This window comes from Acaryochloris marina MBIC11017 (assembly GCF_000018105.1).
In the GTDB taxonomy this organism is placed as follows: Bacteria; Cyanobacteriota; Cyanobacteriia; order Thermosynechococcales; family Thermosynechococcaceae; genus Acaryochloris; species Acaryochloris marina.
Genome location: NC_009925.1, coordinates 5337451 through 5361872, shown reverse-complemented (window position 1 = coordinate 5361872; position 24422 = coordinate 5337451). Strand labels below are relative to the sequence as shown.

Annotated in this window: 22 protein-coding genes and 2 pseudogenes; 10 read left to right on the top strand and 14 right to left on the bottom strand. The window is 47.1% G+C overall.

All coding sequences use genetic code 11. The features are described 5' to 3' along the window. Positions 1 to 284 precede the first annotated feature (284 nt). Together AM1_RS23970 and AM1_RS23965 are read left to right on the top strand one after the other, a co-directional pair. Positions 285 to 1556, top strand: coding sequence for a TPM domain-containing protein (locus AM1_RS23970; protein ID WP_012165506.1), 1272 nt, complete (start codon positions 285 to 287; stop codon positions 1554 to 1556). Between the two features lie 335 nt (positions 1557 to 1891). Beyond that, the gene (locus tag AM1_RS23965; RefSeq protein ID WP_012165505.1) at positions 1892 to 2575 is read left to right on the top strand and encodes a TPM domain-containing protein; all 684 of its coding nucleotides are present in this window, start codon (positions 1892 to 1894) and stop codon (positions 2573 to 2575) included. On the opposite strand, the gene AM1_RS43300 is transcribed toward AM1_RS23965, so the two are convergent. Both AM1_RS43300 and AM1_RS23955 read right to left on the bottom strand, forming a co-directional pair. Then, positions 2550 to 3152 carry a transposase gene (locus AM1_RS43300; protein WP_049783824.1) on the bottom strand — a complete coding sequence of 201 codons (603 nt, stop codon included), beginning with the start codon at positions 3150 to 3152 and terminating at the stop codon, positions 2550 to 2552. The two genes, AM1_RS23965 and AM1_RS43300, sit on opposite strands and share 26 nt — an antisense overlap. Positions 3153 to 3261: 109 nt before the next feature. After that, the gene (locus tag AM1_RS23955) at positions 3262 to 3798 is read right to left on the bottom strand and encodes a helix-turn-helix domain-containing protein (protein ID WP_049783712.1); all 537 of its coding nucleotides are present in this window, start codon (positions 3796 to 3798) and stop codon (positions 3262 to 3264) included. 125 nt (positions 3799 to 3923) lie between these two features. Here AM1_RS23955 and AM1_RS23950 point away from each other — a divergent pair, with 125 nt between their 5' ends. The 4 genes from AM1_RS23950 to AM1_RS23930 all read left to right on the top strand — a co-directional run bounded on the left by AM1_RS23950 (position 3924) and on the right by AM1_RS23930 (position 7718). Continuing rightward, positions 3924 to 4469, top strand: coding sequence for a hypothetical protein (locus tag AM1_RS23950; RefSeq protein ID WP_148215811.1), 546 nt, complete (start codon positions 3924 to 3926; stop codon positions 4467 to 4469). 27 nt (positions 4470 to 4496) lie between these two features. Continuing rightward, positions 4497 to 5240, top strand: a complete 744-nt coding sequence (locus AM1_RS23945) for a LemA family protein (protein ID WP_041660324.1) — start codon at positions 4497 to 4499, stop codon at positions 5238 to 5240. A gap of 136 nt (positions 5241 to 5376) precedes the next feature. Then, entirely contained in the window at positions 5377 to 6225 is an 849-nt protein-coding gene (locus tag AM1_RS23940) for a prohibitin family protein (RefSeq protein ID WP_012165502.1), read from the top strand. Positions 6226 to 6888: 663 nt separating this feature from the next. Next, positions 6889 to 7718, top strand: a protein-coding gene (locus tag AM1_RS23930) for an IS5 family transposase (RefSeq protein WP_315875420.1) whose coding sequence is annotated in 2 segments (ribosomal slippage) — positions 6889 to 7306 and positions 7306 to 7718 — 831 coding nt in all. Because the reading frame shifts where the segments join, the coding sequence is not laid out codon by codon here. A gap of 49 nt (positions 7719 to 7767) precedes the next feature. On the opposite strand, the pseudogene AM1_RS43295 reads toward AM1_RS23930, so the two are convergent. The 5 genes and pseudogenes from AM1_RS43295 to AM1_RS37755 all read right to left on the bottom strand — a co-directional run. Continuing rightward, a pseudogene (locus AM1_RS43295) lies at positions 7768 to 7887 on the bottom strand (IS1 family transposase); the annotation flags it as partial. A 129-nt stretch (positions 7888 to 8016) separates the two neighbouring features. Further along, positions 8017 to 9327 carry an IS701-like element ISAcma8 family transposase gene (locus AM1_RS23925; RefSeq protein ID WP_012160919.1) on the bottom strand — a complete coding sequence of 437 codons (1311 nt, stop codon included), beginning with the start codon at positions 9325 to 9327 and terminating at the stop codon, positions 8017 to 8019. 61 nt (positions 9328 to 9388) lie between these two features. Then, positions 9389 to 9837 (bottom strand): annotated as a pseudogene (locus AM1_RS23920) (IS1 family transposase); the annotation flags it as partial. A 3-nt stretch (positions 9838 to 9840) separates the two neighbouring features. Then, positions 9841 to 11004 carry an IS701-like element ISAcma37 family transposase gene (locus AM1_RS23915; protein ID WP_012165498.1) on the bottom strand — a complete coding sequence of 388 codons (1164 nt, stop codon included), beginning with the start codon at positions 11002 to 11004 and terminating at the stop codon, positions 9841 to 9843. 69 nt (positions 11005 to 11073) lie between these two features. Beyond that, positions 11074 to 11454 (bottom strand): hypothetical protein, encoded by a 381-nt coding sequence (locus AM1_RS37755; RefSeq protein ID WP_049783776.1) that lies wholly within the window; start codon positions 11452 to 11454, stop codon positions 11074 to 11076. A 220-nt stretch (positions 11455 to 11674) separates the two neighbouring features. Here AM1_RS37755 and AM1_RS23905 point away from each other — a divergent pair, with 220 nt between their 5' ends. Beyond that, positions 11675 to 13093, top strand: a complete 1419-nt coding sequence (locus tag AM1_RS23905; protein ID WP_012162310.1) for an IS4-like element ISAcma16 family transposase — start codon at positions 11675 to 11677, stop codon at positions 13091 to 13093. 45 nt (positions 13094 to 13138) lie between these two features. Here AM1_RS23905 and AM1_RS23900 read toward each other — a convergent pair whose 3' ends face one another. From AM1_RS23900 to AM1_RS39950, 5 genes are all read right to left on the bottom strand, one after another. After that, a complete protein-coding gene (locus tag AM1_RS23900) occupies positions 13139 to 15904 on the bottom strand; it encodes a transglutaminase domain-containing protein (protein WP_012165494.1) in 2766 nt (921 codons plus the stop codon). After that, a complete protein-coding gene (locus AM1_RS23895) occupies positions 15901 to 17232 on the bottom strand; it encodes a DUF58 domain-containing protein (RefSeq protein ID WP_012165493.1) in 1332 nt (443 codons plus the stop codon). The genes AM1_RS23900 and AM1_RS23895 overlap by 4 nt, the downstream gene beginning before the upstream one ends. Positions 17233 to 17235: 3 nt before the next feature. Further along, positions 17236 to 18198 (bottom strand): AAA family ATPase, encoded by a 963-nt coding sequence (locus AM1_RS23890; RefSeq protein WP_012165492.1) that lies wholly within the window; start codon positions 18196 to 18198, stop codon positions 17236 to 17238. Between the two features lie 3 nt (positions 18199 to 18201). After that, positions 18202 to 19143, bottom strand: coding sequence for an AAA family ATPase (locus tag AM1_RS23885; RefSeq protein ID WP_012165491.1), 942 nt, complete (start codon positions 19141 to 19143; stop codon positions 18202 to 18204). Positions 19144 to 19374: 231 nt separating this feature from the next. Further along, positions 19375 to 20473 (bottom strand): IS630-like element ISAcma32 family transposase gene (locus AM1_RS39950; RefSeq protein ID WP_076611697.1). Its coding sequence is split into 2 segments (ribosomal slippage): positions 19375 to 19968 and positions 19970 to 20473, totalling 1098 coding nucleotides; the frame shifts between segments, so codons are not numbered across the junction. 87 nt (positions 20474 to 20560) lie between these two features. On the opposite strand from AM1_RS39950, the gene AM1_RS23870 reads away from it, so the two are divergent. Both AM1_RS23870 and AM1_RS37750 read left to right on the top strand, forming a co-directional pair. After that, on the top strand, positions 20561 to 20869 hold the full coding sequence (locus AM1_RS23870) for a hypothetical protein (RefSeq protein ID WP_041660316.1): 309 nt from the start codon (positions 20561 to 20563) through the stop codon (positions 20867 to 20869). Positions 20870 to 20968: 99 nt separating this feature from the next. After that, positions 20969 to 21751, top strand: a complete 783-nt coding sequence (locus AM1_RS37750) for a DUF4253 domain-containing protein (RefSeq protein WP_012165488.1) — start codon at positions 20969 to 20971, stop codon at positions 21749 to 21751. Between the two features lie 566 nt (positions 21752 to 22317). On the opposite strand, the gene AM1_RS23860 is transcribed toward AM1_RS37750, so the two are convergent. After that, the gene (locus AM1_RS23860) at positions 22318 to 22503 is read right to left on the bottom strand and encodes a hypothetical protein (protein ID WP_012165487.1); all 186 of its coding nucleotides are present in this window, start codon (positions 22501 to 22503) and stop codon (positions 22318 to 22320) included. A gap of 532 nt (positions 22504 to 23035) precedes the next feature. Between AM1_RS23860 and AM1_RS23855 the strand changes: the two genes are divergently transcribed. Then, positions 23036 to 23865, top strand: a protein-coding gene (locus tag AM1_RS23855) for an IS5 family transposase (RefSeq protein WP_148215810.1) whose coding sequence is annotated in 2 segments (ribosomal slippage) — positions 23036 to 23456 and positions 23456 to 23865 — 831 coding nt in all. Because the reading frame shifts where the segments join, the coding sequence is not laid out codon by codon here. 260 nt (positions 23866 to 24125) lie between these two features. On the opposite strand, the gene AM1_RS42300 is transcribed toward AM1_RS23855, so the two are convergent. Further along, the gene (locus AM1_RS42300) at positions 24126 to 24290 is read right to left on the bottom strand and encodes a hypothetical protein (protein ID WP_012165485.1); all 165 of its coding nucleotides are present in this window, start codon (positions 24288 to 24290) and stop codon (positions 24126 to 24128) included. Positions 24291 to 24422: the final 132 nt, after the last annotated feature.

The window sequence follows — 24422 nt, the reverse complement described above, 5'->3', positions numbered from 1 at the left end:
ACAAATCGTACCCCCCGCTCTGCCACAAAGCCTCCTTGGGCATGGCTTCCCTCACTCTTCTTCTTCGGTTTTGCCCTCGGCATCATCAGACGGGTGAAGATGAGTCTTAACAGCAGAAATAACCATAGTCATAGCAGTAAGGATTCAGATAGCCTTCGCAGCAATTCCAGTAACTATAGCGACTCAAATGATTTCAGTAGAGGCGACAGAGGTAAATAGGTAAACCACTTTTAGTCTTTTTGGGGGAGATCTTTAACTCTTTATCCAGTTCAGGAGCATCCAGAATGAAAGCGTCATATCTCAGCATTCATACAAGTATTAGCCTTGGGACTGCAATATGCCTTGCTGGTATCACAACTCTTCCCCTCACTGTCTGGGCCGTCCCCTACAAACAAGTCCCCAATCCTCGCCAACAAACTCGAGGCTGGGTAACGGACATGGCCAATGTCCTCAGTCCAGAAACTGAAACCCAACTCAACCAACTCATCACCCAACTGGAAGCTGAAAACGGCAGTGAAATTGCCGTGGTCACTGTGCCAGATACATCCCCATCCGCTACACCCAAAGTCTTTGCGACTAGCTTGTTTAACCATTGGGGAATTGGCAAAGAAGGGCAGGATAGTGGTGTTTTGTTCCTGATTTCCAAAGGAGATCGCCGAGTCGAGATTGAAACAGGCTATGGAGTTGAAGCCATTTTGCCCGATGCCAAAGTCGGACAAATTATTGATGATCACATTCTGCCCAAATTCAAAACTGGCAACTTTGACCAGGGAGCGACCACCGGTACACAGCTTCTGATCCAACACCTCAGCGCCGACACATCTCTCCCCGAGTCTAGTCCAATCAACCGTCAGCCAGTTAGGACAATCTACGATACTGAGCCTGATTTCTCTTGGTTGTGGGGGATCTTGAGTGTTGGCGGAGTTTGGGGTGTCTTGGGCTTCCTCATGTATAGTTTGAAGAAAAAAGGTGCCGTCCTGCGTCCAGGGAAGCGTTCACGGGTATCTCGAGAGAAGTACAGCTACGATTTGGATGGGCGAGTGCCACGCTGTGCCCATTGCAAACAAGCACTCCACAAAATAGCCTCAAAAGATCTGTCGGTCCATCTAACCGAGACAGAAAAAGTAGCTCAAAAGCTGGGCAGCGTCAAATTTATCGGTTGGCAATGCCCAACATCTTCCCCAGAAGATGCCTCCAAGAATATCCATGTTCGGGCCTATATTTGGAATCCCATTTCATTCCGCGAATGTCCTGAATGCAAAGAGTTTACAGTCTCACGTTCCTTTGAGGTTCTGGAATCAGCGACAGATGATCAGCCTGGGAAAAACTATGTCACAGATACCTGTGAATGTTGTGGCTATGTCAAAGAATACGAAGAAAAAAGCCCTCCCCTAAAACTTGCTAGCGCTTCAAAGCATAGAAGTGGTTCGGATAACCTTTGGGGGGAAAATTATGGTGGCGGTTTTGGCGGGGGCTTCGGCGGAGACTCTGGCGGCGGCGGCGGTAGTTTTGGTGCGGGCGATAGTGGGGGCGGTGGTGCAGGTGGCAGTTGGTAGAAAGTGGATCAACCGTTGCCTACCTACAATTCCCAAAATAATTTCAATTTTCTTGGATGAAGTCGATTGGAAGCGGTGTTGGACTGATGGGTATATTGAGTACTTTTATCAATCGGAAAAAAGGCGTAAGACCTGAGCCAGGTCAGCGATCTCGAGTTCCTCGACCAGAATACAGCAAGGAATTAGGAAACCTAACGCCACGCTGCATATACTGTCAACAAAAACTAGAGAAAGTTGATTCTGCAAGACTCTTACCTCACCTCACAACAATCGAACTTGCCGCTCAGAAACTAGGAAGTGTGAAGTTTGTCGTCTTCAGTGTAGGAGTATTCCCTATGAAAGCAACAAAACTCATCCTTGGAAAGTTGTGGTGTGTTGCAGTGGTCCTAGTGTTTGTTAGCGGGCCCCTTGCAGCTTGGGCAGTCCCTTATCAACAAGTTCCTAACCCCCGCCAGCTCAATCAAGGATGGGTCAGCGATACTGCCGAGATCCTATCTCCTGCAGCGGAAAGCCAACTCAATCAGATCATTTCTGGGTTGGAAACCAAAAATGGCAGTGAAATTGCAGTTGTTACTGTTCTGGATACCTTGCCATCAGACTCCCCCAAAACCTTTGCAGCCCGTTTGTTCAATCATTGGGGAATTGGCAAAAAAGGATTGGAGAATGGCTTGCTACTGTTGATATCTGTCAACGATCATCGTGTTGAAATTGAGACCGGGCAAGGTATCCAAACCCATTTACCCGATGAAACCATTCAACAGATTATTGATCAACAGATTCTGCCTGCCTTCAGAGAGATAGAGGACGATTTTCGTCAGCAGGGGCTGGTAAAAAGCCCCAATCCCCATTCCTATGATCAGGGAACCATTAGCGGGACTCAGGCTATCGTTGCCAAGCTTGAGTCGGTCTCCTTTGTCCCCCTTGATACCAACTATTGGACTTGGATGCCATTCGTATTCGTTCTAGTGCAGAGATCTGTAAATAGTTCATCAGCTATAGTCGAGGTTGGAATCCCTTAAATTGCCATTGGAAAGGTTTGGCCATCGTGTGATTGAAATACTCAATAAATTCGAGGATGCGCTGTTGCAAATCATCCTTGGAGGTGAAATTGCCTCGACGAATCAATCGACGCACCAAAATACTAAACCAGCATTCAATCTGATTGAGCCAGGAGGTATGTTTGGGGATATAAACAAATCGGATCCGATGGCTGGGGTCGCTCAAGAAAGCTGTGCGAGTCTCCATCGATTTGAGAATACCGGATTGACCTTTAACACCTAACTCTGAATCCATACCGCAACAAGCAGCAACCCATCGCACCAAGGAAGCAGAGCGATGGGTATTGAGTTGGTCGAGTAGAAAAATCCATCCATCGTCCGGTGCTGTTTCAACGGTATTGGCAATATGATTGGCAAAGTCAAACTCTTTTCGAGTGGGTCCGATAGAAGGCGCAATCACCTTTCCCAGAGCCACGTGCCAGTTGGCAATCAAACTGAGGGTACCGTGCCGTTTATATTCAAATTCCAAGCGACGTGGTTGCCCTGGTTTCATGGCTTGGTCTAGGTATAGTCGTTCAAGCGCTTGAATGCCCGTCATTTCATCCGTACTGACAAGGTGAATCTGTTGAGCTGCCAATTCAGCTGCTGAGTCATACAGTTGACAAATCTGACGCACTTTCGCCTCGAACACCTCTGGGTCCTCAGGGTTAGCATTGAGCCAATAGCGACTCCGATGGGGCTGCAGCTGAGCCTCTCCCCAAAAAACGTCTCACACTGCTGGCCGACAGGTGAGGGACGATGCCGCGTTTAATCGCTTCATCAGCAATCTCTTCAGGTGTCCATTGACTCACAGGTCGGGCTGAGTCCTGGGGAGATTCACAGGCAATAGCCACAATTTGGATCACCTGCTCTGGGGTAAAGGTGGGTGGGACACCTGGACGCGGGGCATCTGTTAAAGCCTCCAACACTTGCTGGTGCAATTCTGTTTCGCTGTCGTCTACCTGCTCACAAAGGGCAAGACGCTCTTGATTATCAAGCCAGCGCTGACGCCAATAGCGAACTTGGTTGCGGTCGAGTTGCCATTGACGGCTAATCTGGGTGTTACTTTCGCCTGAGGCGGCTGATAGGATGATGCTTGCTCGACGTACCAAGCGATAAGGATTGGTGGTTTGTCGCACGATTTGGGTCAAACAATGGTGTTGTTGCTGCGATAGTTCGATTGGAGAAGCTTTGGGAGTTGGCATTGGCAGAAATCATATCTTGTGAAGAGGGTTTCTCTGACACTATCCGATTGATGACCAATCTTGTATAACTGCCGGATTATCTTCAAAATCTAGGACTAGGTCTGTTGGGGGGAGGCATGTGGACGTTGAGCAAACCGAAAAGGGTCGTCCTTCAACCCGGACAGCGCTCACGGGTAGCGAGTGAGGCTTATAGCTCTAACTCTGGAAAAGTAGTTGTTTGTGCTGAGTGTCAGAAGTACTTACGCCCAATGCCACCAGAACAACTCTCTGCTCATCTAACGCCAGCGGAAAAAGTGGCTCAGACAATAGGAAGCTTGAAATTTGCAGGTTGGCAATGCCCAAACTCTTGCCCCAAAGACGGGTCGGAGAGAATCCATATTCGAGTCTACCGATGGAGACCTGAATCGTTTCGAACCTGCCCAAATTGCCAAGAATTAACCGTCCAATGCCGTTCAGAAGTACTGGAAAAAGCCACGCCAGATCAATCAGGAACCGTTCATATCGTTGAGCAATGTGCTTGTTGTGACTATGTCCAGGAATATGACGAAACCATTCAGAGCCCCAAGTCAGACCCATCCCCTGACACTATTGCCGATAGCGGGGGGGAATCTTTTGGCGGTGGAGGATTTGGAGGCGGCAGTGGTGGCGGTGGTGCCGGAGGCAGTTGGTAAATCGAGATGTTTCGAGAAGTAGAGACTATGAATCAAAAAAAGCAAATGATTCCAGCCAGTGATGCTCCTGCAATTTTTGAGCTAGCCTCTCAATACGCCTCTGCGGACCTAGAACATTACTCCAGAACAGAGCTGGAAATGGCCGCTGCAGAAGCTGGCATTCCAGCCGAGTATATTCCTCAAGCCATTGCCGAAATTCAAGCTCAAAACGCCAAAAAACTAATAAAAAAACAGAATATAAGACAATGGATGAGAAAGTGGCTGCTTATAAGCTCTATTGCTATAATGGGGAGTATAGGATGGCTTATCGCGACATATAATGCGATTGCCAATCACAAAATTCAGGTGGAAGCTGCTTGGGCGCAAGTCGAGAATCAACGTCAGCGACGGGCAGATCTAATTCCACAGTTGGTCAAGGTTACTCAAGCCTACACCACCCATGAAAGCACCCTGATAACAACGCTCATCGAGGCACAACAAGCCTACTTAGAAGCGGACAGCCTTGAGCAGCAGCAGGATGCAGTAGAAAAAATAGATCAGGCCATTGATCAGTTTCAAACCTATGCCCTGACCCATTCAGCTCTAAAATCCAGCCAGCTTTATATCAACCTCCAGTATGAAATCACTGGCACAGAAAATCGGTTGGCCGTAGAACGAATGCGATATAACCAGGCTGTACAAAGCTTCCAACAGCAACTGCAGGGATTTCCCAATGCAGTCATCGCCGAGCTTTCAGGTTTTGAATCAAAGCCTTTTCTACAAGCAGATTAACGCTGGGCCAGTACGAATAAGCCCAAATGATTAAGGATGCTTTTCCTGGCTTATCAACCCATAGAGACGCTACTTCGTATGCGTCGGCAGAATTAATACAACTTTTGAACCTTGATGGTTCATTGGAGACAAACAAATGAATAATGTCAGAAACAATCTTGGTTGGTTGAATTGGAAAACTGGCCTAGGACTGTTTATAGCTCTAATGGGTGCCAGTACCTTTCAAATTCTGGGTCCGACTCAAATTGGTGTTTATAAGTTTTTAGGCAAAGTGCAGAAAGGGTCAATGGCCCAAAGTGGTTTGAACTTTAAGTGTCCTTTGCTTTGTGGAATTGATGTCTATGATGCCAACATTCAGGAGGAGCAGTTCCCTGCTGCCGCCGCAACCAAGGATTTACAAGACCTCACCGCTGAGCTAACCGTTTTCTACACGGTTGATCCTGGCCCACTTACCACCACTCGAACCCGCATCGGCACTATGCCTCAAGTCACAGCTAAAGTTAGATCCTTAACTCAAGAAGCCTTTAAAGCGTCGAGTGCTCAATATACGGCTGAAGAAGCCATTACCAAGCGTGAGCAGCTCCGTAAGGCCTTTGACGAAGGGATGACCAAACGCCTCTCTAGCTTTGGCATCAACTTCGAAGGCAGTGCCATCGAAAACCTCAGCTTTAGTCCTAAATTTAATGAGGCTGTTGAAGCTAAGCAAATCGCCGAACAGCAGGCCAAGCAAGCTATTTTTGACGCCAAAAAAGCTGAAGCCCAGGCTCAAGCAGAAATCAACCGCGCCAAAGGTAAAGCCGAAGCCCAACGACTTTTGGCTGAGACCTTGAAGAGCCAAGGGGGCAAGCTAGTACTGCAAAAAGAAGCGATCGCAGCCTGGCGTGAAGGGGGTGCCCAAATGCCCAAGGTGCTGGTGATGGATGGCAAAGGCAACAACAGCGTTCCATTCCTCTTTAATTTAGGGGATGTTGATTCCCAGCAATAGTAGATATAAAAATTGCAGCAGTCTTTTCAAAATACTGCTGCAATTTTACTCAATAAAATCTCTATTTCAAGTCAATGCTTACAGATAGAAGAACGATAAAGATAATCAGATTTACAGGGTTATTTTTGTCTTCTATGACATTATTTTTCTTATGGCATCACATACAAATTTATCTCAAAATAATCACGCCACTGTCGGAGAATATTTCACAGGCAGAAGAGTTTATTAACTGGAATCGTACAGTTTTATTATTCTTCCTGTTCCCATTTTGCGCTTTTGCCTGCCATTTAATCTCAATGTACAGGCATAATCAGAACCCTTGGGAATCGGTAAATACTTTGTGCCCCATTTGGCTCAGAGCAATGTTTTACGGAATATCTATACTGGCATGGATTGATGGAGCGTATTGCCAAATAATTCTCTTTTCGATTCCCGCCCGCAATTCCTATGAGATATGGAATTATTGGAGAGAACGAAGTGTTTTAGATGGTCATATACTTTTCAATAGCATTTTTGTTTTAGTTTTCTTTACTCTTTTTCTGGTTACCTATCAGAGGCAGGCCCGATAATAAATCGATTGTGCATCAACATAAGACCTCTTGCATAATTGAATGTGCGATATGGTATTGAGCCTGATATTCTTTCTATTCAGTGCCATATCCAATGAATTACGAAACAGCCCAACAGCTGAGTGCGAAGGACTTTAAGCGACGAACTGGAGTCTACAAGCGAACCTTTAAACCCATGCTCCATGCATGGCATACCTATCACCTGAGTCGCTCTAATGCAGGGCGTCCTCCAAAGTTGTGTCGATGTGATCAACTGTTGGTAGCCCTTCAATATTGGCGAGAATATCGGACCTATTTCCACATTGCTGGAGATTGGGAAGTCTCTGAATCAACTGTCTGCCGTATTGTCCACCAGGTCGAGACCGCTCTGATGAACTCAGGACTCTTTCGCTTACCCGGTCAGAAATCTCTGCTACAAGGGTTCGAGCGACCGGATGTCGTTGTGATGGATGTGACTGAAACGCCCATTGAACGTCCCCAGACAAGACAAAAAGCGTATTATTCAGGAAAAAAAAGAGACATACCTTCAAATGCCAGATTATCGCTAACCGCAACACTTTAGAGATTATCTGCCTTAACGTTGGTCCAGGTCGTCGGCATGATTTTCAGATCTCCAAGGTTTCAGGTATCCATATCCATCCAGATACCGAGAGTCTGCAAGATAGCGGATATCAAGGGATTGCAGCCTATCATGCCAACAGCTATGTTCCTCTCAAGAAGCCACAACACGGTGAACTGACTTCCCTGCAGCGAGAGTATAACCGTGCTCTGAGTCAGGAACGAATGGGCATTGAACACATTAATCGCAGCCTGAAGATTTTCAGAATTCTGTCGGAGCGCTATCGCAATCGTCGTCGTCGCTACGCGCTGCGGTGTAACTTGATTGCAGCTATCTATAACTACGAGCTATCTTTGACAACTTGAGGGATGGCAAACAGCAATACCACATCGTCAAATGAATATTGCAAGAGGTCTATAGTGTGGGATAGGTAGCTAAATCTTGCCATTTCCAAGGATTATCCATCAGTTCAGCATGTTGTGCAGCCGTATTCTTGGATCGAGAGCGGCACCAGATCAAGTTGAAATAGGTCATACCAATTTCATGTGGAGATGAACTGTTTGACTCCAATGATTGGCTTATTTTCAATGCTTTCGGCGAGCTATACAGGTCAACTAGCTGGGTAATTGGTATCAGCACCAGTCTTAACCCTCTTTTATCACTTTAGACAGAGAGAAAATCAGGATGCTTGAGCAATTTCCTCACCAGTGGACAGCAAAATGCCTCCATCTTTGATGTGAGTTGCTCAAACCCCTTTTTCAAAGCACGGCTGGGAAAGACTTCTAACCAGCGCTTTAGAAGATTCCAACTGATTAACGGTTGAATGATCAAGCGCACATTATTGAGCAGATTCTTCCACCCGTTTTGGTTATCCCACCAAGGATGCTGCGCAAAGTGTTGATGTGCCACTGGACAAGAGTCATTGAAGACATCAGCGAACAAACTCACCATCAAGAAAGCGCTCATCACTATCTCCCACCACTTTTCAATTTGTTCGTAGTGCGTCATGCGAAAATCAGCCCAACCCAAGGTATCTTTAGACTGTTTGAGACCATACTCAATCCAAGTTCTGAAGCCATAGCAATCCCCAATTTCATCCAGCTTGATCTCGGGTGCCGCTGCCATGACATAAGAGGTTGAGTTCTCTGGTAGCGTTTGGGGGTCCGTGGTTAATAGCCAATAGCGCTTCTGGTGGTGTCGCTGGCCATAAATGATCTCTTGCCTGTAACGAGTTTCAGTGGTGCCATTGCTGAAGGTTCGTTCAAATGACTGCCACGGTTCGGCAAAGACTGCTTGTTCTGCGGGTAACCACACCGCATGATTGCTACGAATCGCTAGGATATAGGGCAGCTTTAACTCCTCTAAGACATTCACAAAGTTTGTTTGAGCTTCCCCATACAAGCTGTCAGCCAGGACGAGCTCAAAGCAAAAGCCCATCCCTTGCAACTGTCGGATCATTCCAGCAGCAATTTGGGGTTTGCTGAGATACTCATCCTCCTCTTTAAGACGTTCTCGGGGTTTGTACACTTCAAAGGACAAAGGCAAAATCATCCCTTGAAACAGCCCGTAGGCAGTGACTGCGACGATGCCATTCTCTTTCTTGCCCACATTGCCGATATACTGCCGTTTCACATAGTCGGTACTCTTGCCTTTTTTGCAATCGCCCGTCTCATCGATCAATAGAATTAACCTGCGCCCATCCAGTATTTTCAAGATGATGTCCAATCTCTTGTCAGACAAATGTGACGCTACCCAAGGTGATTCACTCAGAAAATGATGCAGGCTTTGATGGTTCTCCAAGCCCACTGCTCTTGCAATGGCGGGCAATGATTTACGTTTGATATCACTAATCATCCCCAGATGGAGATGCTTGAAGGCTTCATAACTGCGGACTTGGGGAAATAACTCTGCAAATAGTTGGCAGTACTCATCAACAAAGCCAATGGTTGGTTCTGGACTTCTTGAAGCTGACATCACTCATTAGAAAAATAGAAACTGAGAATAGTCTATTTTTTATCTGTCTAAAGTGATAAAAGAGGGTTAAGGTCACTGCATGTTGTTGCCAGACTTTACCAAATTTGTTCTGCCGTTGATGCCAGCGCCCAGTCTGTTGACGTAGTATTCCATTGGTCCGCTTTAACCGTTGGGTCAAGACTTTACTCACATGATGGATCACCTCATCGGGTGGTTGTCGTGAAGACCCTTCCCAGCCATCGGTTTGCCAATGGTGACAGGTGGTTTTGCCTTCAGTATTCTCAATCAAGTCTTGAGCGAGTTCGTCGGTATGTTTGCCAATGCGACCACTGAGCACCAAGCTACTGTCTTTGGCGAGACTCAATGCTATCCAGCATTCGCCTACGCTCAATTCTTCCGGTTCACAGTGCTTTTGCTTTTTTTAACAGAGGACCACAACTTATCTACATTGATGACGTCAGTCGAAACGGCCTGAATGCCTTGATTGTGAATCATTGAATTTTTGTGGTTCATTCAACTCATATCTTGCACCAAGATAAATGGAGGTCCAGACCCAGTTGCTGCATGCGAGATCTGAGTTGTTCGAGATCTGAGTTGTTCGACATCCGCAATCAACGTCATCACCAGTAGATGGGGGAACCATAACTCCATCGCTAGTCGAGCAGCTTGCCCCCATTCCGATAACCCTGACATGGCAGTGGTGAGATAGGCCCAATGAGCCAGCAAATAGGCAATCATCGACAATACCAACCAGCGATACGCTCCTGTCAATGTCCCTTGGGCGAATCGATCTAAGCTAAACCGATGCTTGGCCGTTTTGAACCATCCCTCAATTTGCCATCGTCGTTTCCCCCATCTAGTAATCGTGCTGCCCTTCCAAGGCTTCGTGGAAAGCACATACCGGAGTTCCCGCTTGCCATTCTCTCGCTTGAGCCAAAACCAAGACACCCCAACCGGAAATCTCAAACCGACCAAGTGCGTCTGCTGTCCTCGATGAGAGAGTTGAGAAATGGGTCCACCCGCTTGTTGTTTTCGGTCTTTACGAACCCCCACAATGGTGGGATATCCCAGTTGTTTGGTTCCTTCTAAAAATTCAATGCTGCCAAAGGCTGTGTCGGCTAGCACCAATATCTGAAATCGCTTTGTCAAGGATTGTGGTAATCGCCGAAGCAACTGTAGTCCCAATTGAGCTGGAGAAGGCGTGTCTTTCCCTCGATAGACCCTAAAGTTCCAAGGCAAGCGCCATTTCCCCACGACTAGATACATCACCACCAGATGCAGACCTCGTTTGCCGTGATACACCCGAATCAAACCTGGCATAGCTTTGAACTTACCTGTTTTCTCTAGGGTGGTTAGGTCTAAAATCACTTGTAAGTATGGCTGACGTCCTGGCATCCTGATCTTCAATAGTCGCTCAATGGCTGCTTGACGCACCGTACGAATCACTTGACGGGTGGGCCATTGATACTGATTGAGAAATCGACTGATGGCACTGGCAGATTTAACTTTGCTATGAGCAGGTAAAGATTGACCAGTTGCTTCTAAAAACAACTCCAATAAGGCTTGTAAGGTCTCTTGCTGATAGGGGCTCGGCATCAGATGGAGCAAGGTGTAGACTAACCCTTGGGCGTGGGCAAGGATGTGTTTTGGCATGCTTACTTCTGGATATAACTGCACGCCCTTTTCTCATAGGTAGGACCCTTGGTGCAACATCTCAGTTAATGAATGAAGGGGAATAGATAGCGCCTATGCAGCATAGAACGCAGCCGTATATTGATCCCGATCAAATGTAAATGGCCCTAAATCATAAATCCAATAACGATGAAATTGCTGAAAATTGCTCCATATCACTGACTGGGAATCTAAGGTGATGTTAGCCATGAGAAACCAGCATTCGATGACACCACAGGTGCATGACAAAATTAAAGACTTTTGGTTGACTGGATCATCAGGTTTTGTCACGAAACCGTGATTGTAAGGTTCACCAAAGAAATTTTGTGAAGGGGGTAATGCGATGGATGGGGGTAAGTAGTGATAATCACCAGCCAGTACTCCTCGTGGACCAAGATCGCCGATGCTTTCACCCTCAGCAATTCGTTGATCGAATTCTTCCTCTGCATAAGGCAATTCAACTTCTCAGACTAGCTCAATCAGCGGGACACTGTTAATCAGAATCTCAATTTGTTGAAGTTCGCCTCCCTCGGGCCAGTGAACGTATAGCTTGTCTGACTGCCGAACGGTGATCGTATCCATTGAACTCACTAGTTTTAAAGTGTGTTGTCAAGGAGAAAGATATTCCAAGGGATCAATGGCACTGACTTAAGAAGTCAGGAAAAAGCTACAAGTCTTGATAGATATAGGATCAAGACTTGCACGCCATAAACTTCTGCCTTTCACTATGTCTGAGTCAGCCGAAATTCTCAAGCAGCAATTTTCCCAAAGCCTGGGTTTACCGTGGACAGATATCCTTCCAGCCTCAAGGTTAGAGGAACTCCTGAAAGAAGAAGCATTCTCCTATCGCAACCGGATATATAGCCCCATCGTTACGCTGTGGGCCATGCTTTACCAAGTGCTATCAGCCGATAAAAGCCTTCGTAACACAGTCAAATGCATCACGACTTGGCTCACAGCGGCTGGCATCCAACCGCCCTCATCTGATACCGGAGCCTACAGCAAAGCCAGAAGTCGCTTTCCAGAGTCACTGTTGCAACGTTTAATTCCCGAAAGCGCTGAGTGCTTAGCGCAACCCCTCTCCCCAGAGCACCTCTGGTGTGGTCGGCCCGTCAAGGTCTACGACGGAACCACCGTGTTGATGGCTGATAGTGCGGCCAACCAAGCATCATATCCACAACATGGCAATCAAACAGCAGGCTGTGGTTTTCCCATCGCTCGCTTGGTAGTGTTCTTCTGTTTGGTTACCGGTGCAGTGGCGTCAGCTTGTATTGCCTCCTGGGACACCAGTGAAATTGTCATGAGTCGTTTGCTCTATCAAGACCTTGAGGTCGGTGATGTGGTCATGGCGGACCAAGCTTATGGCAGCTATGTTGATCTAGCCATCATTCAACAACACAGGGCTGATGGAGTGTTGCGTAAACATCATGCTCGCAAGACTGATTTCCGCAAAGGCAACAAGCATGGCATTGGTGATCATCAGGTGACATGGCATAAGCCAGCCCAACGGCCTGAGCACATGAGTGAGCAAGATTTTGCCCTGATTCCTCAAACATTGGTCGTTAGAGAGGTGTGTTTGCGCTTATCCCTTAAGGGCTTTCGCGACCAGCACATTATTGTGGTGACGACGCTGCTGGATGCTCAACGCTACAGCGCTGGGCAACTGACTCGCTTGTATGGCTGGCGTTGGCCAGTGGCGGAAGTCAATCTGCGCCATCTCAAAACCACCTTAAAAATGGAGATGCTCAGTGCCAAAACTCCGGATATGGTGCGCAAGGACATTTGGGTACATTTGTTGGGCTATAACCTACTCAGAAGTCTCATGGAACTTGCGGCACCGCTAGCAGATAATGCTAGAACTCAACTGTCTGTGCAAGGAGCACGACAACACTTCAATCAGATGCTTGCTTTGTTGGCGACAGCCAACCGTGCGACCAGAAAGCGGTTGTTTACTCATCTACTTGAGACCATGGCAGCCGATCTATTACCCTCTCGACCGAATCGGCACGAACCGAGAGTCGTCAAACGCAGACCCAAATCTTTCCCGCGAATGCGACAACCTCGCTCTGCTCTCAAAGCTAAGCTAGCTGTTTGATTGAGCTTAAGTCAGTGCCATTGATTCCAAGGGATAGTCAATACCTCATTGCTTTATGGCTGAGTGAGATCCTTGTACCGTCAGTTGTTTAAATTCACTGAGCCAGGATTGAATCATTAATTTTAACTTTTCTCTTTCTTCCTCAGTCAGACCTTGGGGGTCAAAACGGTAGCGATAGTGCAAATCAATGATTTGATGTAACTCACTCATATAGGCGTCAGGCAGTTCCTGCTCCAATCGTCCCAACCATTTGCGAACGGTTTCCGATGGAAGGCGTGCAAGACCCCAATCGCTTAAGCGTTTCTCAATTTGGTAAAACTCAGAATCCAGGCCATCCGAAGTTGGTTTACTGATGCGTTCTGAACTCGGTCGTCTCCGTCTCTGGGACCGTTTAGACAGCTTTTTGCGGATCATCCGCCAGATTAAATAAATTGATCCGAAGACGATCACCAATCCCAAAATAATCATGGAACTGGCCCAAGCCAAAGTCTCCGAATTTTCAGAGAGCAGGGTCATCAACTCAGACCAGGCTTCGGATAATTTTTCGAAAAACGACTTCGAGGGTGGCTGGTTTTTCTCCCCAGTGAATGAGCCGTCTTCAGATGAGATGCCATCCTGGTTTGCGTTGCCATCTTCGGAGAAGGTGCCAGAATTGCCATCCCGAGAACCATCTTGCGTTGGAACGCCATCTTGCTGTGAAGATCCGTCTTGGGTTTGGGTGTTATCCCCTTGGGCATTTTCACTCTGAGCCGTCGAGGTGTTGCCTTCAGCGGTCATCCCGCCGCCTGGCGTGGTTTCGACTTTGACCCAAGTGTTGTCTACATAGGCTAAGACCCAGGCATGGGCATCTTTTAATCGGACAATATACTGTTGTTCTGTGGGGCTGTATTCATGGGCGGTATAGCCCACCGCATAACGGGTGGGGACACCTGCCGCCCTCAGTAAAAGCGAGGTAGCCGATGCATAGTATTCACAGTGGCCGGTCCGATGGTCTAACAAGAAAGCCGCGATCGGCGTTTTGTTTTTCTTGGGGGTTGGCAAATCGAGGGAATATTTAAATCCCTGCTTCTTAAAGAAGGTGGAAATAGCTTCAACCTTTTCTGCATCAGATTTACCGTTTAGATCCAAGGAATTGGTAATCTTTTTGAGCATCCGTTTTTCAGTCGCCGGAACGGCTTTATCAAAGGCGGTGGGTGGACTGTCTGCAGATTGTTTAGGGTCATACTGCACCGTATAGGTAAGGGGGCCTGGTTTTCCCTGGATGGCAACCGTGCCGTACTGGTTTTCTTCTAGGGTTCTAACCTGAAGCTGGTTAACTTCAGAACTTCCTAGGGGCAGTTTGAGGATTCCGTCTTTTCGCGGTAAGTCTGATGAAATACGGACTGAGGTTGTTTGTTCCGTTTTCTCTCCCAATCGCCAGCTCTGTCGGGACTGTGGGCGTCTAACCGAAAATTTAGAGTTAACAGCATTCCAGGAGCCTGATTGGTATTGGTTATAGGTGGCTTCTCGTATATAAAGCGGGAATTGAGGTTTGGGACGATTGGCATTTGGCGCAACCCGAAACAGAATGGCATTGGAACGTTGCAAAGAGCCAATATTACCAATTTGAGTCTGGGCCTTTTCTGGATCAACAATACCACCCGATCGCTGCACCAAACTGGGGAGAGATTGTCCGCCATCCCGGCCGGGCTGAGAAGCCTGAGTCCGTCCTGGAGTTCTGTTACCTTGTCCACGATTTGAAGGGGGCGTTGGAATAGTTGAAGGTAGAGACGGTCCAGTGTTTTGTTCAGGACTGGAATCGGAGCTGTCGGAGGGACTAGTGTCTTCGTTGGACTGACTGACATCTGAATCAGGCTCTTGTTCAGACGTGGAGGACGAATCTTCATTCGCTTCTCCAGTATTTTCCTCAGTTGCACCATCTGAGGTTGATGGGTTGCGACTATCGTTACCGGAGTTGCTGGGCGTTCCTGAGGTTGTGGCAGACAAGTTTCCGTTGGACGTGCTGGATGAGCCAGGCGTATTGGAATTTTGATTGCCGTTTGGCGTTCTAGAGCTAACCACGGTGTCCGTGTTGGCCTCTAGCTCCATATCCTCCAGTAACCGTTCCAGATCTTCCGGGTAGCCCCGCCCTGGATCATCGGGCCAGATTCGAGCCATTTTCTGGAAAAACTCACCAAAAACGGCGGGGCCGGGGAGCCGAACATTTGCCTGTAGCCAATAGAACTGATGAGTACCAACCAGGCTCAGGACCAGTGCTAAGACAATCAGGCCGTATAAAGTAGACTGAGAAAAACGCAGAGCCAGTTTGCGGTTAACGGGCCAACGGACTGTGCCCAAGAAAAGGGCAATCAGTAGGGCGCTGATAGCCAGAAAGACGAACAGGTTCCCCCCGGTGGCGCTAGCGGCGAGGAGACAAATGCCAAAGTAGGGGTAATACCAATTAACGGTTTTCCAAGACCGGGCTAAATCTCCTAGATACTGGCGATAGACCGAGACGAAATTTCGACAATAAGTCTGGGCTAGGACAAAAGGGAATAAGCCAACGGGCAAACATTTGATCAGATGATATCGGGCCGCGTAGGGGATGACCTCGGGAGATACAGGGGGTAGAAAGAAGACCGCCAACAGCCATACGAAAAGGGCAGCAATATGAAGTTGCTTCAGTTGCTCCAGGGAGAGAGACCATCGCTGTTTGATCATTTCCCTCGCTTCCAGGGCAAGGGCCAGGGGAATCGCGATTATCCATGCCCCGGTTTGATAGCCCCAAAAGCAGAGGGATAGGCTGCAGAGGGTAGGAGTGGATTGCTTCATAGGGCCAATAACTCCTGTTGCAGATTGGAAATTGCCCCGGAGTGTAGCTGACACTGGGGGCCAAAATATTCCTGAAACTGGGGGTCCATCTGCAAACTGAGGTCAGATAGGCAAAGGGCTTTGATTGGAATACCAAACTGACTGAGCATTTTCAGAAAGGCATAGCGAGTGTCATCAAAGCCCAGCAGTATGCAAAAGCAGCCGCTCAATCGAGATAAGCGAGATTGAATCATCGGATTGAGACAATCCAGTTCCCGGTGGGAGTTGGGATTAAGGGTGGCAACCGTTTCAATGATTTGGGCCCGTTGGCGCAGCCCCTTGCCCACCGTAACCAATCGAGGATCTGGTCCAGCATAGATCACGTCTAGTAAAGACGCTTCAGGCTGTTCTTGCATCAAAAAAGAAACGGCAACCGCAATGGCTTCTTCAAAGGTGGTGCTGTGAGGTTCAATCTGAAAGGTATCCAGAATCAGGGCATGGTGGATGGCAGTCTCGTCCTGCTGCTCTTTGACGATGGGGCGGCCAACTTTGGCCCAGCTTTTCCAGTGAATCTTGTTGGTTGGGTCTCCAGCTCGATAGTCCCGTAGGGAGCGAAATTCTAGGGCTTCTCCAGCAGTAGTAGTACGTAAGGTTTCACTGGCCTGGTAGCGACTGGCTTGGCAGAGGTTGAGGGGCGAGAGCTGATAGCGCTGAGGCAAAATACAAATCGATTGGCCGACATCGTAAGTATGGCGTTTATAAATTAAGCCCAGGGGGTCGGGACAAGCGAGGGTGATGGTTTGGAGATGCAAGCTACCCCGCCGTAAGGGGAGGATCTCTACTGTGGCTTTGGTTTTTCCTTTGGTGGAGAGGGTGGGTAGATCCTGGAGGTGGGCTGTGGCCCACTGCTGATCGGCTAGATAGCGTCGCCAATGGGGTCGCCACTGGTTGCCAACGGGATAGCGACGCTTAATCTGAATAAACTCCCGGAAGCTGGGGAAGGGGGTGGCAAAGGTTTCGACCAGCTTTAATCCTTTCTGAGGCTGGGGAGAGAGATTCTGAATTACCACCTGGTAGGGCAGCGGTTCGCCAACGGTGCCAAATCGGGGCAGCAGGCGGGAGGCCTTAAACCGAAACTGAATCAACCGACTGCCAATGGTCGCCAAAATTAGCAAAGCCAAGGCAAAGAAGAACAGAACATGGCACATGCTGCGGGTAGATCCGAGACTGACAAGTGCACTGCCAATACCGCCCACTAGTACCCCTAAACCCGCAGGGGTAAACTGCTGCACCAGCCATTTGCGGGTGACATAAATCAATCGGAGACAGCGATAAGTAAAGCGATCCATAACTTAGGCAGGCACCGGAATACTGGTCAGAATACGGTCAATACAGTCCTGCGCCGTTTGCTCAGCAAAGCAGGCTTGAGGGGACATCACGAGTCGATGGGCCAAGACATCCCCGGCGATTTCTTGAATATGATCTGGGTTGACATACTCATATCCATCGAATAGGGCTAAAGCTTGGGCCACTTTCATTAAGGTGAGGGATCCGCGAGGGCTGGCCCCCAGTTGGACCTCTGGCAACTGTCGAGTGGCGGCGACGATATCGACGATATAGCGCTTGAGTTCTCGACTCACCCGCACCTGCTTTACTGCTTGCTTCAGGGTAAAAATCTCTTCTAGGGAAATGCAGGGTTGCACCCGCTGGATAGGATGTTCTTCCAGTTGCTGGGTGAGGATTTTAATTTCATCAGCCGGAGACACAAACCCTAAGCTGAACTGCAAGGCAAACCGATCCATTTGGGCTTCTGGAAGAGGGTAGGTGCCCTGGAAGTCCACCGGATTTTGGGTGGCAATCACAAAAAAAGGATCGCGCAGCTTGCGCTGGTGACCATCAGTGGTAACTTGTGACTCAGCCATCGCTTCTAGAAGGGCCGATTGGGTGCGGGGAGAGGCCCGGTTAATTTCATCCGCCAGAATCAGATTGGCAAAAATGGGGCCTTCGTGAAATTGGAAGGTCTGATCTTGAGGGTTGAGAATGGAAACCCCCAAAATATCTGAAGGCAATAAGTCAGGGGTAAACTGAATCCGTTTAAAAGCAATATCAACGGAATAGGCTAGAGTCTTAGCAAGGGTGGTTTTACCCGTGCCCGGATAGTCTTCCAGCAATACATGACCACCACTAAAAAAGGCCGCCAGTAATTTGCGAATGGCCGCATCTTGCCCCTTAATCACCTGCTGGATATTATCTGCTAAGTGACGATAAATGGTTTGCCCTTCAGAGCAATCGGTTTGAGTATCTAATACCACCATGAGTTAAGCCGGAACGGGAAGCCGCCTCATGATCTCCATCACCACCTGTTTTGCCGTTTTACCCGCAAATTTCGCTTGCGGATCCATCACTAGACGGTGGGCCAAGACGGAAACAGCTGCCTCTTGAATATGCTTGGGGCGAAGGACTGGGGTACCATCAAATAGGGCCAAGGCTTGGCCAATCTTCATTAAGGCAATCGATCCACGGGGACTGGCCCCCAACTGGACTTCCTCTGCTTGCCGGGTGGCATTGACGATATTAACCACGTATTGCTTGAGATCTTCACTAACGGTAATCCGCTTAACCGCTTGCTTGAGGGTAAACACATCTTCGAGAGACAGGCAGGGCTGCAACTGGTCAATCGGGTGAGCCTGCATTTGATTGGAAAGAATTTCCACTTCTTCTTCGGCGGAGATATACCCTAACCCAAATTGGATGGAGAACCGATCCATCTGGGCTTCGGGTAAGGGGTAGGTACCTTGGGAGTCAATGGGGTTTTGGGTGGCAATCACAAAGAAGGGATCGTGCAGTTTCATCTGCTGACCATCAATGCTGACCTGGGACTCGGCCATGGCTTCTAGCAGTGCCGACTGGGTGCGAGGAGAAGCCCGATTAATCTCATCGGCCAGAATCAGATTGGCAAAAATCGGACCTTGATGGAATTCAAAGGTTTGGTCTTTGGGATTGAGAATCGATACGCCTAAAATATCTGAAGGCAGTAGATCTGGAGTAAATTGAATGCGCTTAAATTCAATATCTACGGATAGGGCGAGGGCTTTAGCGAGGGTGGTTTTACCTGTACCAGGATAGTCCTCTAGCAACACATGGCCGCCACTAAAAAAGGCTGCCAATAATTTGCGGATGGCAGGTTTCTGTCCTTTGACTACGGTTTGGATATTTTTGGCTAAGCGGCGATAGATCTCTTGGCCGGAAACCCCGGACATCGGCAAGGACGACACTGTCATAAATGCTTTTTTACTTAGGATACCCGGCTGCTATCAGGTGTCCTGCAGCGAATTCAGTTGGGTTGATTGGTTCAGACGGCTGATTGTAGCCACTTTCTAGCATTGAGTGCAAGCTATGATGCGAGGTAGAGAACTGAAGTTTCGAATATTACTCGCAACGTAATTTCGATTACTGGATAGTTGCTGACTTACTCCCTTCCCGCCATAAGATTATGGAACAAGTGAAAATATAAAATTCAGGCTGTTTTGAACTTGTTCAGCCGATAGAAACTGGTTAGCAGCAAAGAACTCATGGAGCTGTTGTTTGATCTGTGTCAGGGTCGTTCCAAGAGGGAGATGGTGCAGACATCGTAAGCGTAGTAAGTGAATCACATATTCAACCAAGTTCAACTTGGGAGAGTAGGACGGCAAATATAAAAACTCAACTTGAATCGATTGGGTGAGCCCCATCTGCTCTAGATGGATAGCGAGTTGGGAGCGCATCTTGCCCTTATGGGTCGGATTGTTATCGAGAATAAGGCACAGTTGAGTGTAGCCCAGCTCAACGCTATCCAGACATAGGTCTGCAAAGTACTCAGAGATATCTTCTGTTTTAGCCTGTGGGCTCAGAGCGAAATACTCTTCGCCACTGTGGGCATCGACGCACAGTAACCCATTGAGCTTGTTGCGAGCCCGCTCATTACTCTTGACCTGTGGACGAGTGTTGCGTTCTGCCCAGCCATAGAACAACCTAGGACGCTCAGACACCGCAAATTCGTCAAAGAACAAGATGCGCTCATCCGATTGTCGTGATTGCAGTTTTTTTAACAGCCGCCACCCACTCTTTCTGGGCGTTCAGGTCAGCATTCGCATAGTCACGATGGGCGCGTTGGTAAGATAACCCCAACTCTGATAGCAATTCGTAGATACGCGAATCTTTCAGCTGCACCTCGAAACGCTGCTCAATCACAACGGCTAAAATTGCACCTGTCCACATATTGCGGTCAATACCATAGTCTGTCGGACGTTGCGTCAGAACCATCTCTTTGAGTTGTTGTTGTTCCTCTGGGCTCAACCGACTAGGTTTTTGATGTCGAATGGGTTGGACCAAGCCCTGGAGTCCACCATCGAGATATTTGTCCATCCAACGCGTTAACGTATCATAGCTACACCCCACTTGTTCGCTCACTTGGGTACGACTGTGTCCTTCATTCAGCAATTTGATCGCGGTCAAGCGCTGTCGAATGTAGTGTTGTTGATTGCGGTAGTAGAATTTCTGCCACTCATCCGCATCAAAAGGCTTGTCCAGAAAGGCTTGTGTTCGATTCAATGTGACTATTTGCTCTTTTCCCCATTTTACAGCGGGAAGGGAGTAATTTGAGGTGATGCTATATCACTGCTGGTCTCTAATGTTTTTATGCAATTGAAGTCGGACATTGATAAAGATATTCAACTCGGGTTGATCGCTCATGGGATTACATTCCCGATTGACGGGACAGGTAAAATTGCCATACATGAATTCCGAATAGACGCCCAAGCTAATATTGGAATGTTATTTGTGTTACCCAAAGCTAAACTTCCTGATGGCACACTTCCTTGTCTAGTTATTCCTGCCAAATATTTATATGGAGTTTTTTATTTTGATAGAAAAGCAGCAATCATTGAGATAGGAACAATGGCGTTTGATGGGCCAATTGAGGATTGGTATATCAGAAATAAAGGGTAATTATAACGACTCAATCTGATGGGCGATTCAGATATTACTAGGAATATCTGAAATTAGTCTTCTAGTGTATATGTAGTGATTAAATTACTCAATTAAACAATGTCTTTATCTCCTGAACAGAAACAGGAACTTGCTACCCAAGTTGATTTTGAATCAGGCATCTTCTCCACCATTGATTCAGAATCTCCTACATTTCTGAAAAAGCTGGAGCTAATTCAATATTGGTATGAAGAAGAATCAGCTCAACTGGAGCAAGACTTTCCCGCTACCGTACAAATCCAACGAAATGTTGAACTAGAGGGAACAGGTAGCAGCCGCTTTATCAAATTGCAGCTTGATGGCGTTTTCTTTGAAGTGGATACCCCGGACGCTATTTCAGTAATCCTCAGACTGCGATCCAAGCTTCCCAAAGGCTATATGCCAATCACGCTAGATTTCCAACGGCGAGAAGAACTCCTCAAAGAAGACTTTGAAGAAGCATTGGGCAACTCAGCCGAAAGATCCTTGATTGGGGTGGTTAAACTAGACGACCATTTCCAAATTGTCCAATTTTTCGGTACTGCTGCCGGGAACTACGAACTGAGTAACGTCGATATTATCAATAAGCTGCACGCCTGGGAGAAGCTCTGCGACTTTGAGATCATGGGTGGAGGAGGAGACACTCTAGAATTGGCCTTCAAAACCCTGCCCGAGGACCGATTAGCCTTTGCAGAGGACGTTTATGACTTTTGTCCTGACTTGATGGATCAGGGATATGTTGGACCACCATTAGGGGAAGGGGCCACTATGGAAGATTATGCAGAAGCAATGGACGAGCAAACCATAGAAGACTTAGTTGATTATTTAGAGCGGAATATGGCTGTGGGGTTCTGGTGGGATTAGGTGAGACGTTTTGCGATAAATCTTAGGTAATCACAACAGCTTTTCCTTTAACAAGATGATCTGAACAAGATTGAAGGCGAATAGTAAGTCTTCACCAAAGATACCGTTTAGCTCATATCAAAGATTTTGAGTCCTAGGTTAAACAACCGACCGTCGAGGGGGATGCCTCAATCGCTGACTGCTCCGCTGGCTGTTCGATCACCTTCAATGGCAACCCCAACGTTGGAGTGGTTCATTGGGTAGAGCCTTAACGCTATCAATTTGGGGTGTCCAGCTTAGCTGGATACCCCCATAAAACTGAAAGTAACCCTAGGTATAAGATATCGATAAAATCTGTCCAAGACTGATGAATTTGGGGTATGTGAGATTAACTTTGGGTGAAGAGACCACGACGGAAAAATCTGACTAAACCGTGGACTAACTACCAAATAATATTGGGCTGTTTACCTCACCTAAAATAATGTCTTAAATTTCTGATGAGGCTAATGTTGGAGTAGGAATTCTTTTAAGATCGCACTCTTAGTATTGTGGATGCGATCGCAACTCAAAAAATCTCATAACTTCTGTTAATCTGAACAGTCTTTCCCATCACGATGGGAGATAGATTGGGCAGAGATGGAGATTGCTCGATGCTCTGATCCTTCACGAGAGTCTTCAGTAGGAGAGTGAGCGATCTGGGTTTGAGGAGCAAACTGAGAAATAATAAATGGAGAAGAAAAGATACAAAGATAGACAATAGTAATTTTAGTCAAGAATTGCCCATCGACGGGCTCCCAATTTCGTCTATTCTATTTCATAGAAGTGACTCAGAAAGGGCGAATGATCTGAAATTCTAGAAGCTAGAGTCTGGAATATTGACTGACTGGTAGTGAAGGAAAAGATTAACGAACGGAATGCTTCGAGTACACTTTGTTCCACTAATGAATAAGCTGCAAATTATTTTGCCTTAGTAATTTAATCTATATCTAAAGTTAGACACTTTTTGTGCCTGTTATAGCTGATTTGAATGCACTGTAAATATTTAAATAGGTGTATGCTTACCTTGAGAATTAGAGAAGAAGAAAGAATACTCAGATTTTTCCATTGGAAATATTTAGGCGATGCTGAGGCTATTAAACCCTTTTTTTGAGGAAGAAATGACGACAAAATATATCTATCCTGATTTAGATCAGTAGATAGAAAATAAGGCTTTATAGATTGTCTAAGGTTCAATAGACCTCTTGCATAATTGGATTTGCGATATGGTATTGAGCCTGATGTTCTTTCTATTCAGTGCCATATCCAATGAATTACGAAACAGCCCAACAGCTGAGTGCGAAGGACTTTAAGCGACGAACTGGAGTCTACAAGCGAACCTTTAAACCCATGCTCCATGCATGGCATACCTATCACCTGAGTCGCTCCAATGCAGGGCGTCCTCCAAAGTTGTGTCGATGTGATCAACTGTTGGTAGCCCTTCAATATTGGCGAGAATATCGGACCTATTTCCACATTGCTGGAGATTGGGAAGTCTCTGAATCAACTGTCTGCCGTATTGTCCACCAGGTCGAGACCGCTCTGATGAACTCAGGACTCTTTCGCTTACCCGGTCAGAAATCTCTGCTACAAGGGTTCGAGCGACCGGATGTCGTTGTGATGGATGTGACTGAAACGCCCATTGAACGTCCCCAGACAAGACAAAAAGCGTATTATTCAGGAAAAAAAAGAGACATACCTTCAAATGCCAGATTATCGCTAACCGCAACACTTTAGAGATTATCTGCCTTAACGTTGGTCCAGGTCGTCGGCATGATTTTCAGATCTTCAAGGGTTCAGGTATCCATATCCATCCAGATACCGAGAGTCTGCAAGATAGCGGATATCAAGGGATTGCAGCCTATCATGCCAACAGCTATGTTCCTCTCAAGAAGCCACAACACGGTGAACTGACTTCCCTGCAGCGAGAGTATAACCGTGCTCTGAGTCAGGAACGAATGGGCATTGAACACATTAATCGCAGCCTGAAGATTTTCAGAATTCTGTCGGAGCGCTATCGCAATCGTCGTCGTCGCTACGCGCTGCGGTGTAACTTGATTGCAGCTATCTATAACTACGAGCTATCTTTGGCAGCTTAAGGGATGGAAAACAGCAATACCACATCGTCAAATGAATATTGCAAGAGGTCTAATCAATTTGTCGAGTTGTGTAGGGCCGAGACTTCGCATAACCTGGTTTTGTATTTTGAAGATGCGATCTCATCTTCAAAGCGAAGTAAACGTAGCAAATGGCTCTCTTCTGAACACATCTTGATGGGATGTGAATCGTTTAAAGGCATTTGACCTAACCCATAGAGATTAGTCGTCGCTTTGAGCTATTCCAAGTTCACCCTATTGATTTACGACTCCACTCTTTCAGGTTCGCCACTCAGTAGCCATTTATCTCCCTGTTTCACTAGAGGAAGGTTCGCTTCGGCCGTTTCACCTCCAGATGAAATAGCGATCTTAACTAGAGCCTGATTTCCCTCAACCTTAGGTTCGCCAACAATTTTGACCGTTTTCATAATTGATAGGAGTTACGCATTGACAGAAAAACCTATATAGCAGCTATGCTTTTCAGCACTTTGAGCCGAGCTATCTCGTTCCTTACTCAACAATTTCAACTCCAGACGAGTGATTTTCGAATCGCTAGAACG

Excerpts from the sequence above, each read along its gene's own strand:
- AM1_RS23890 (WP_012165492.1), bottom strand. The coding sequence starts at position 18,198 with ATGGTGGTATTAGATACTCAAACCGATTGCTCTGAAGGGCAAACCATT.
- AM1_RS23895 (WP_012165493.1), bottom strand. The coding sequence starts at position 17,232 with ATGGATCGCTTTACTTATCGCTGTCTCCGATTGATTTATGTCACCCGC.
- AM1_RS37750 (WP_012165488.1), top strand. The coding sequence starts at position 20,969 with ATGTCTTTATCTCCTGAACAGAAACAGGAACTTGCTACCCAAGTTGAT.
- AM1_RS23970 (WP_012165506.1), top strand. The coding sequence starts at position 285 with ATGAAAGCGTCATATCTCAGCATTCATACAAGTATTAGCCTTGGGACT.
- AM1_RS23885 (WP_012165491.1), bottom strand. The coding sequence starts at position 19,143 with ATGTCCGGGGTTTCCGGCCAAGAGATCTATCGCCGCTTAGCCAAAAAT.
- AM1_RS42300 (WP_012165485.1), bottom strand. The coding sequence starts at position 24,290 with ATGAAAACGGTCAAAATTGTTGGCGAACCTAAGGTTGAGGGAAATCAG.
- AM1_RS23955 (WP_049783712.1), bottom strand. The coding sequence starts at position 3,798 with ATGCCAACTCCCAAAGCTTCTCCAATCGAACTATCGCAGCAACAACAC.
- AM1_RS23940 (WP_012165502.1), top strand. The coding sequence starts at position 5,377 with ATGAATAATGTCAGAAACAATCTTGGTTGGTTGAATTGGAAAACTGGC.
- AM1_RS23900 (WP_012165494.1), bottom strand. The coding sequence starts at position 15,904 with ATGAAGCAATCCACTCCTACCCTCTGCAGCCTATCCCTCTGCTTTTGG.
- AM1_RS23925 (WP_012160919.1), bottom strand. The coding sequence starts at position 9,327 with ATGTCAGCTTCAAGAAGTCCAGAACCAACCATTGGCTTTGTTGATGAG.
- AM1_RS23945 (WP_041660324.1), top strand. The coding sequence starts at position 4,497 with ATGAATCAAAAAAAGCAAATGATTCCAGCCAGTGATGCTCCTGCAATT.
- AM1_RS23870 (WP_041660316.1), top strand. The coding sequence starts at position 20,561 with ATGCAATTGAAGTCGGACATTGATAAAGATATTCAACTCGGGTTGATC.
- AM1_RS43300 (WP_049783824.1), bottom strand. The coding sequence starts at position 3,152 with ATGACGGGCATTCAAGCGCTTGAACGACTATACCTAGACCAAGCCATG.
- AM1_RS23965 (WP_012165505.1), top strand. The coding sequence starts at position 1,892 with ATGAAAGCAACAAAACTCATCCTTGGAAAGTTGTGGTGTGTTGCAGTG.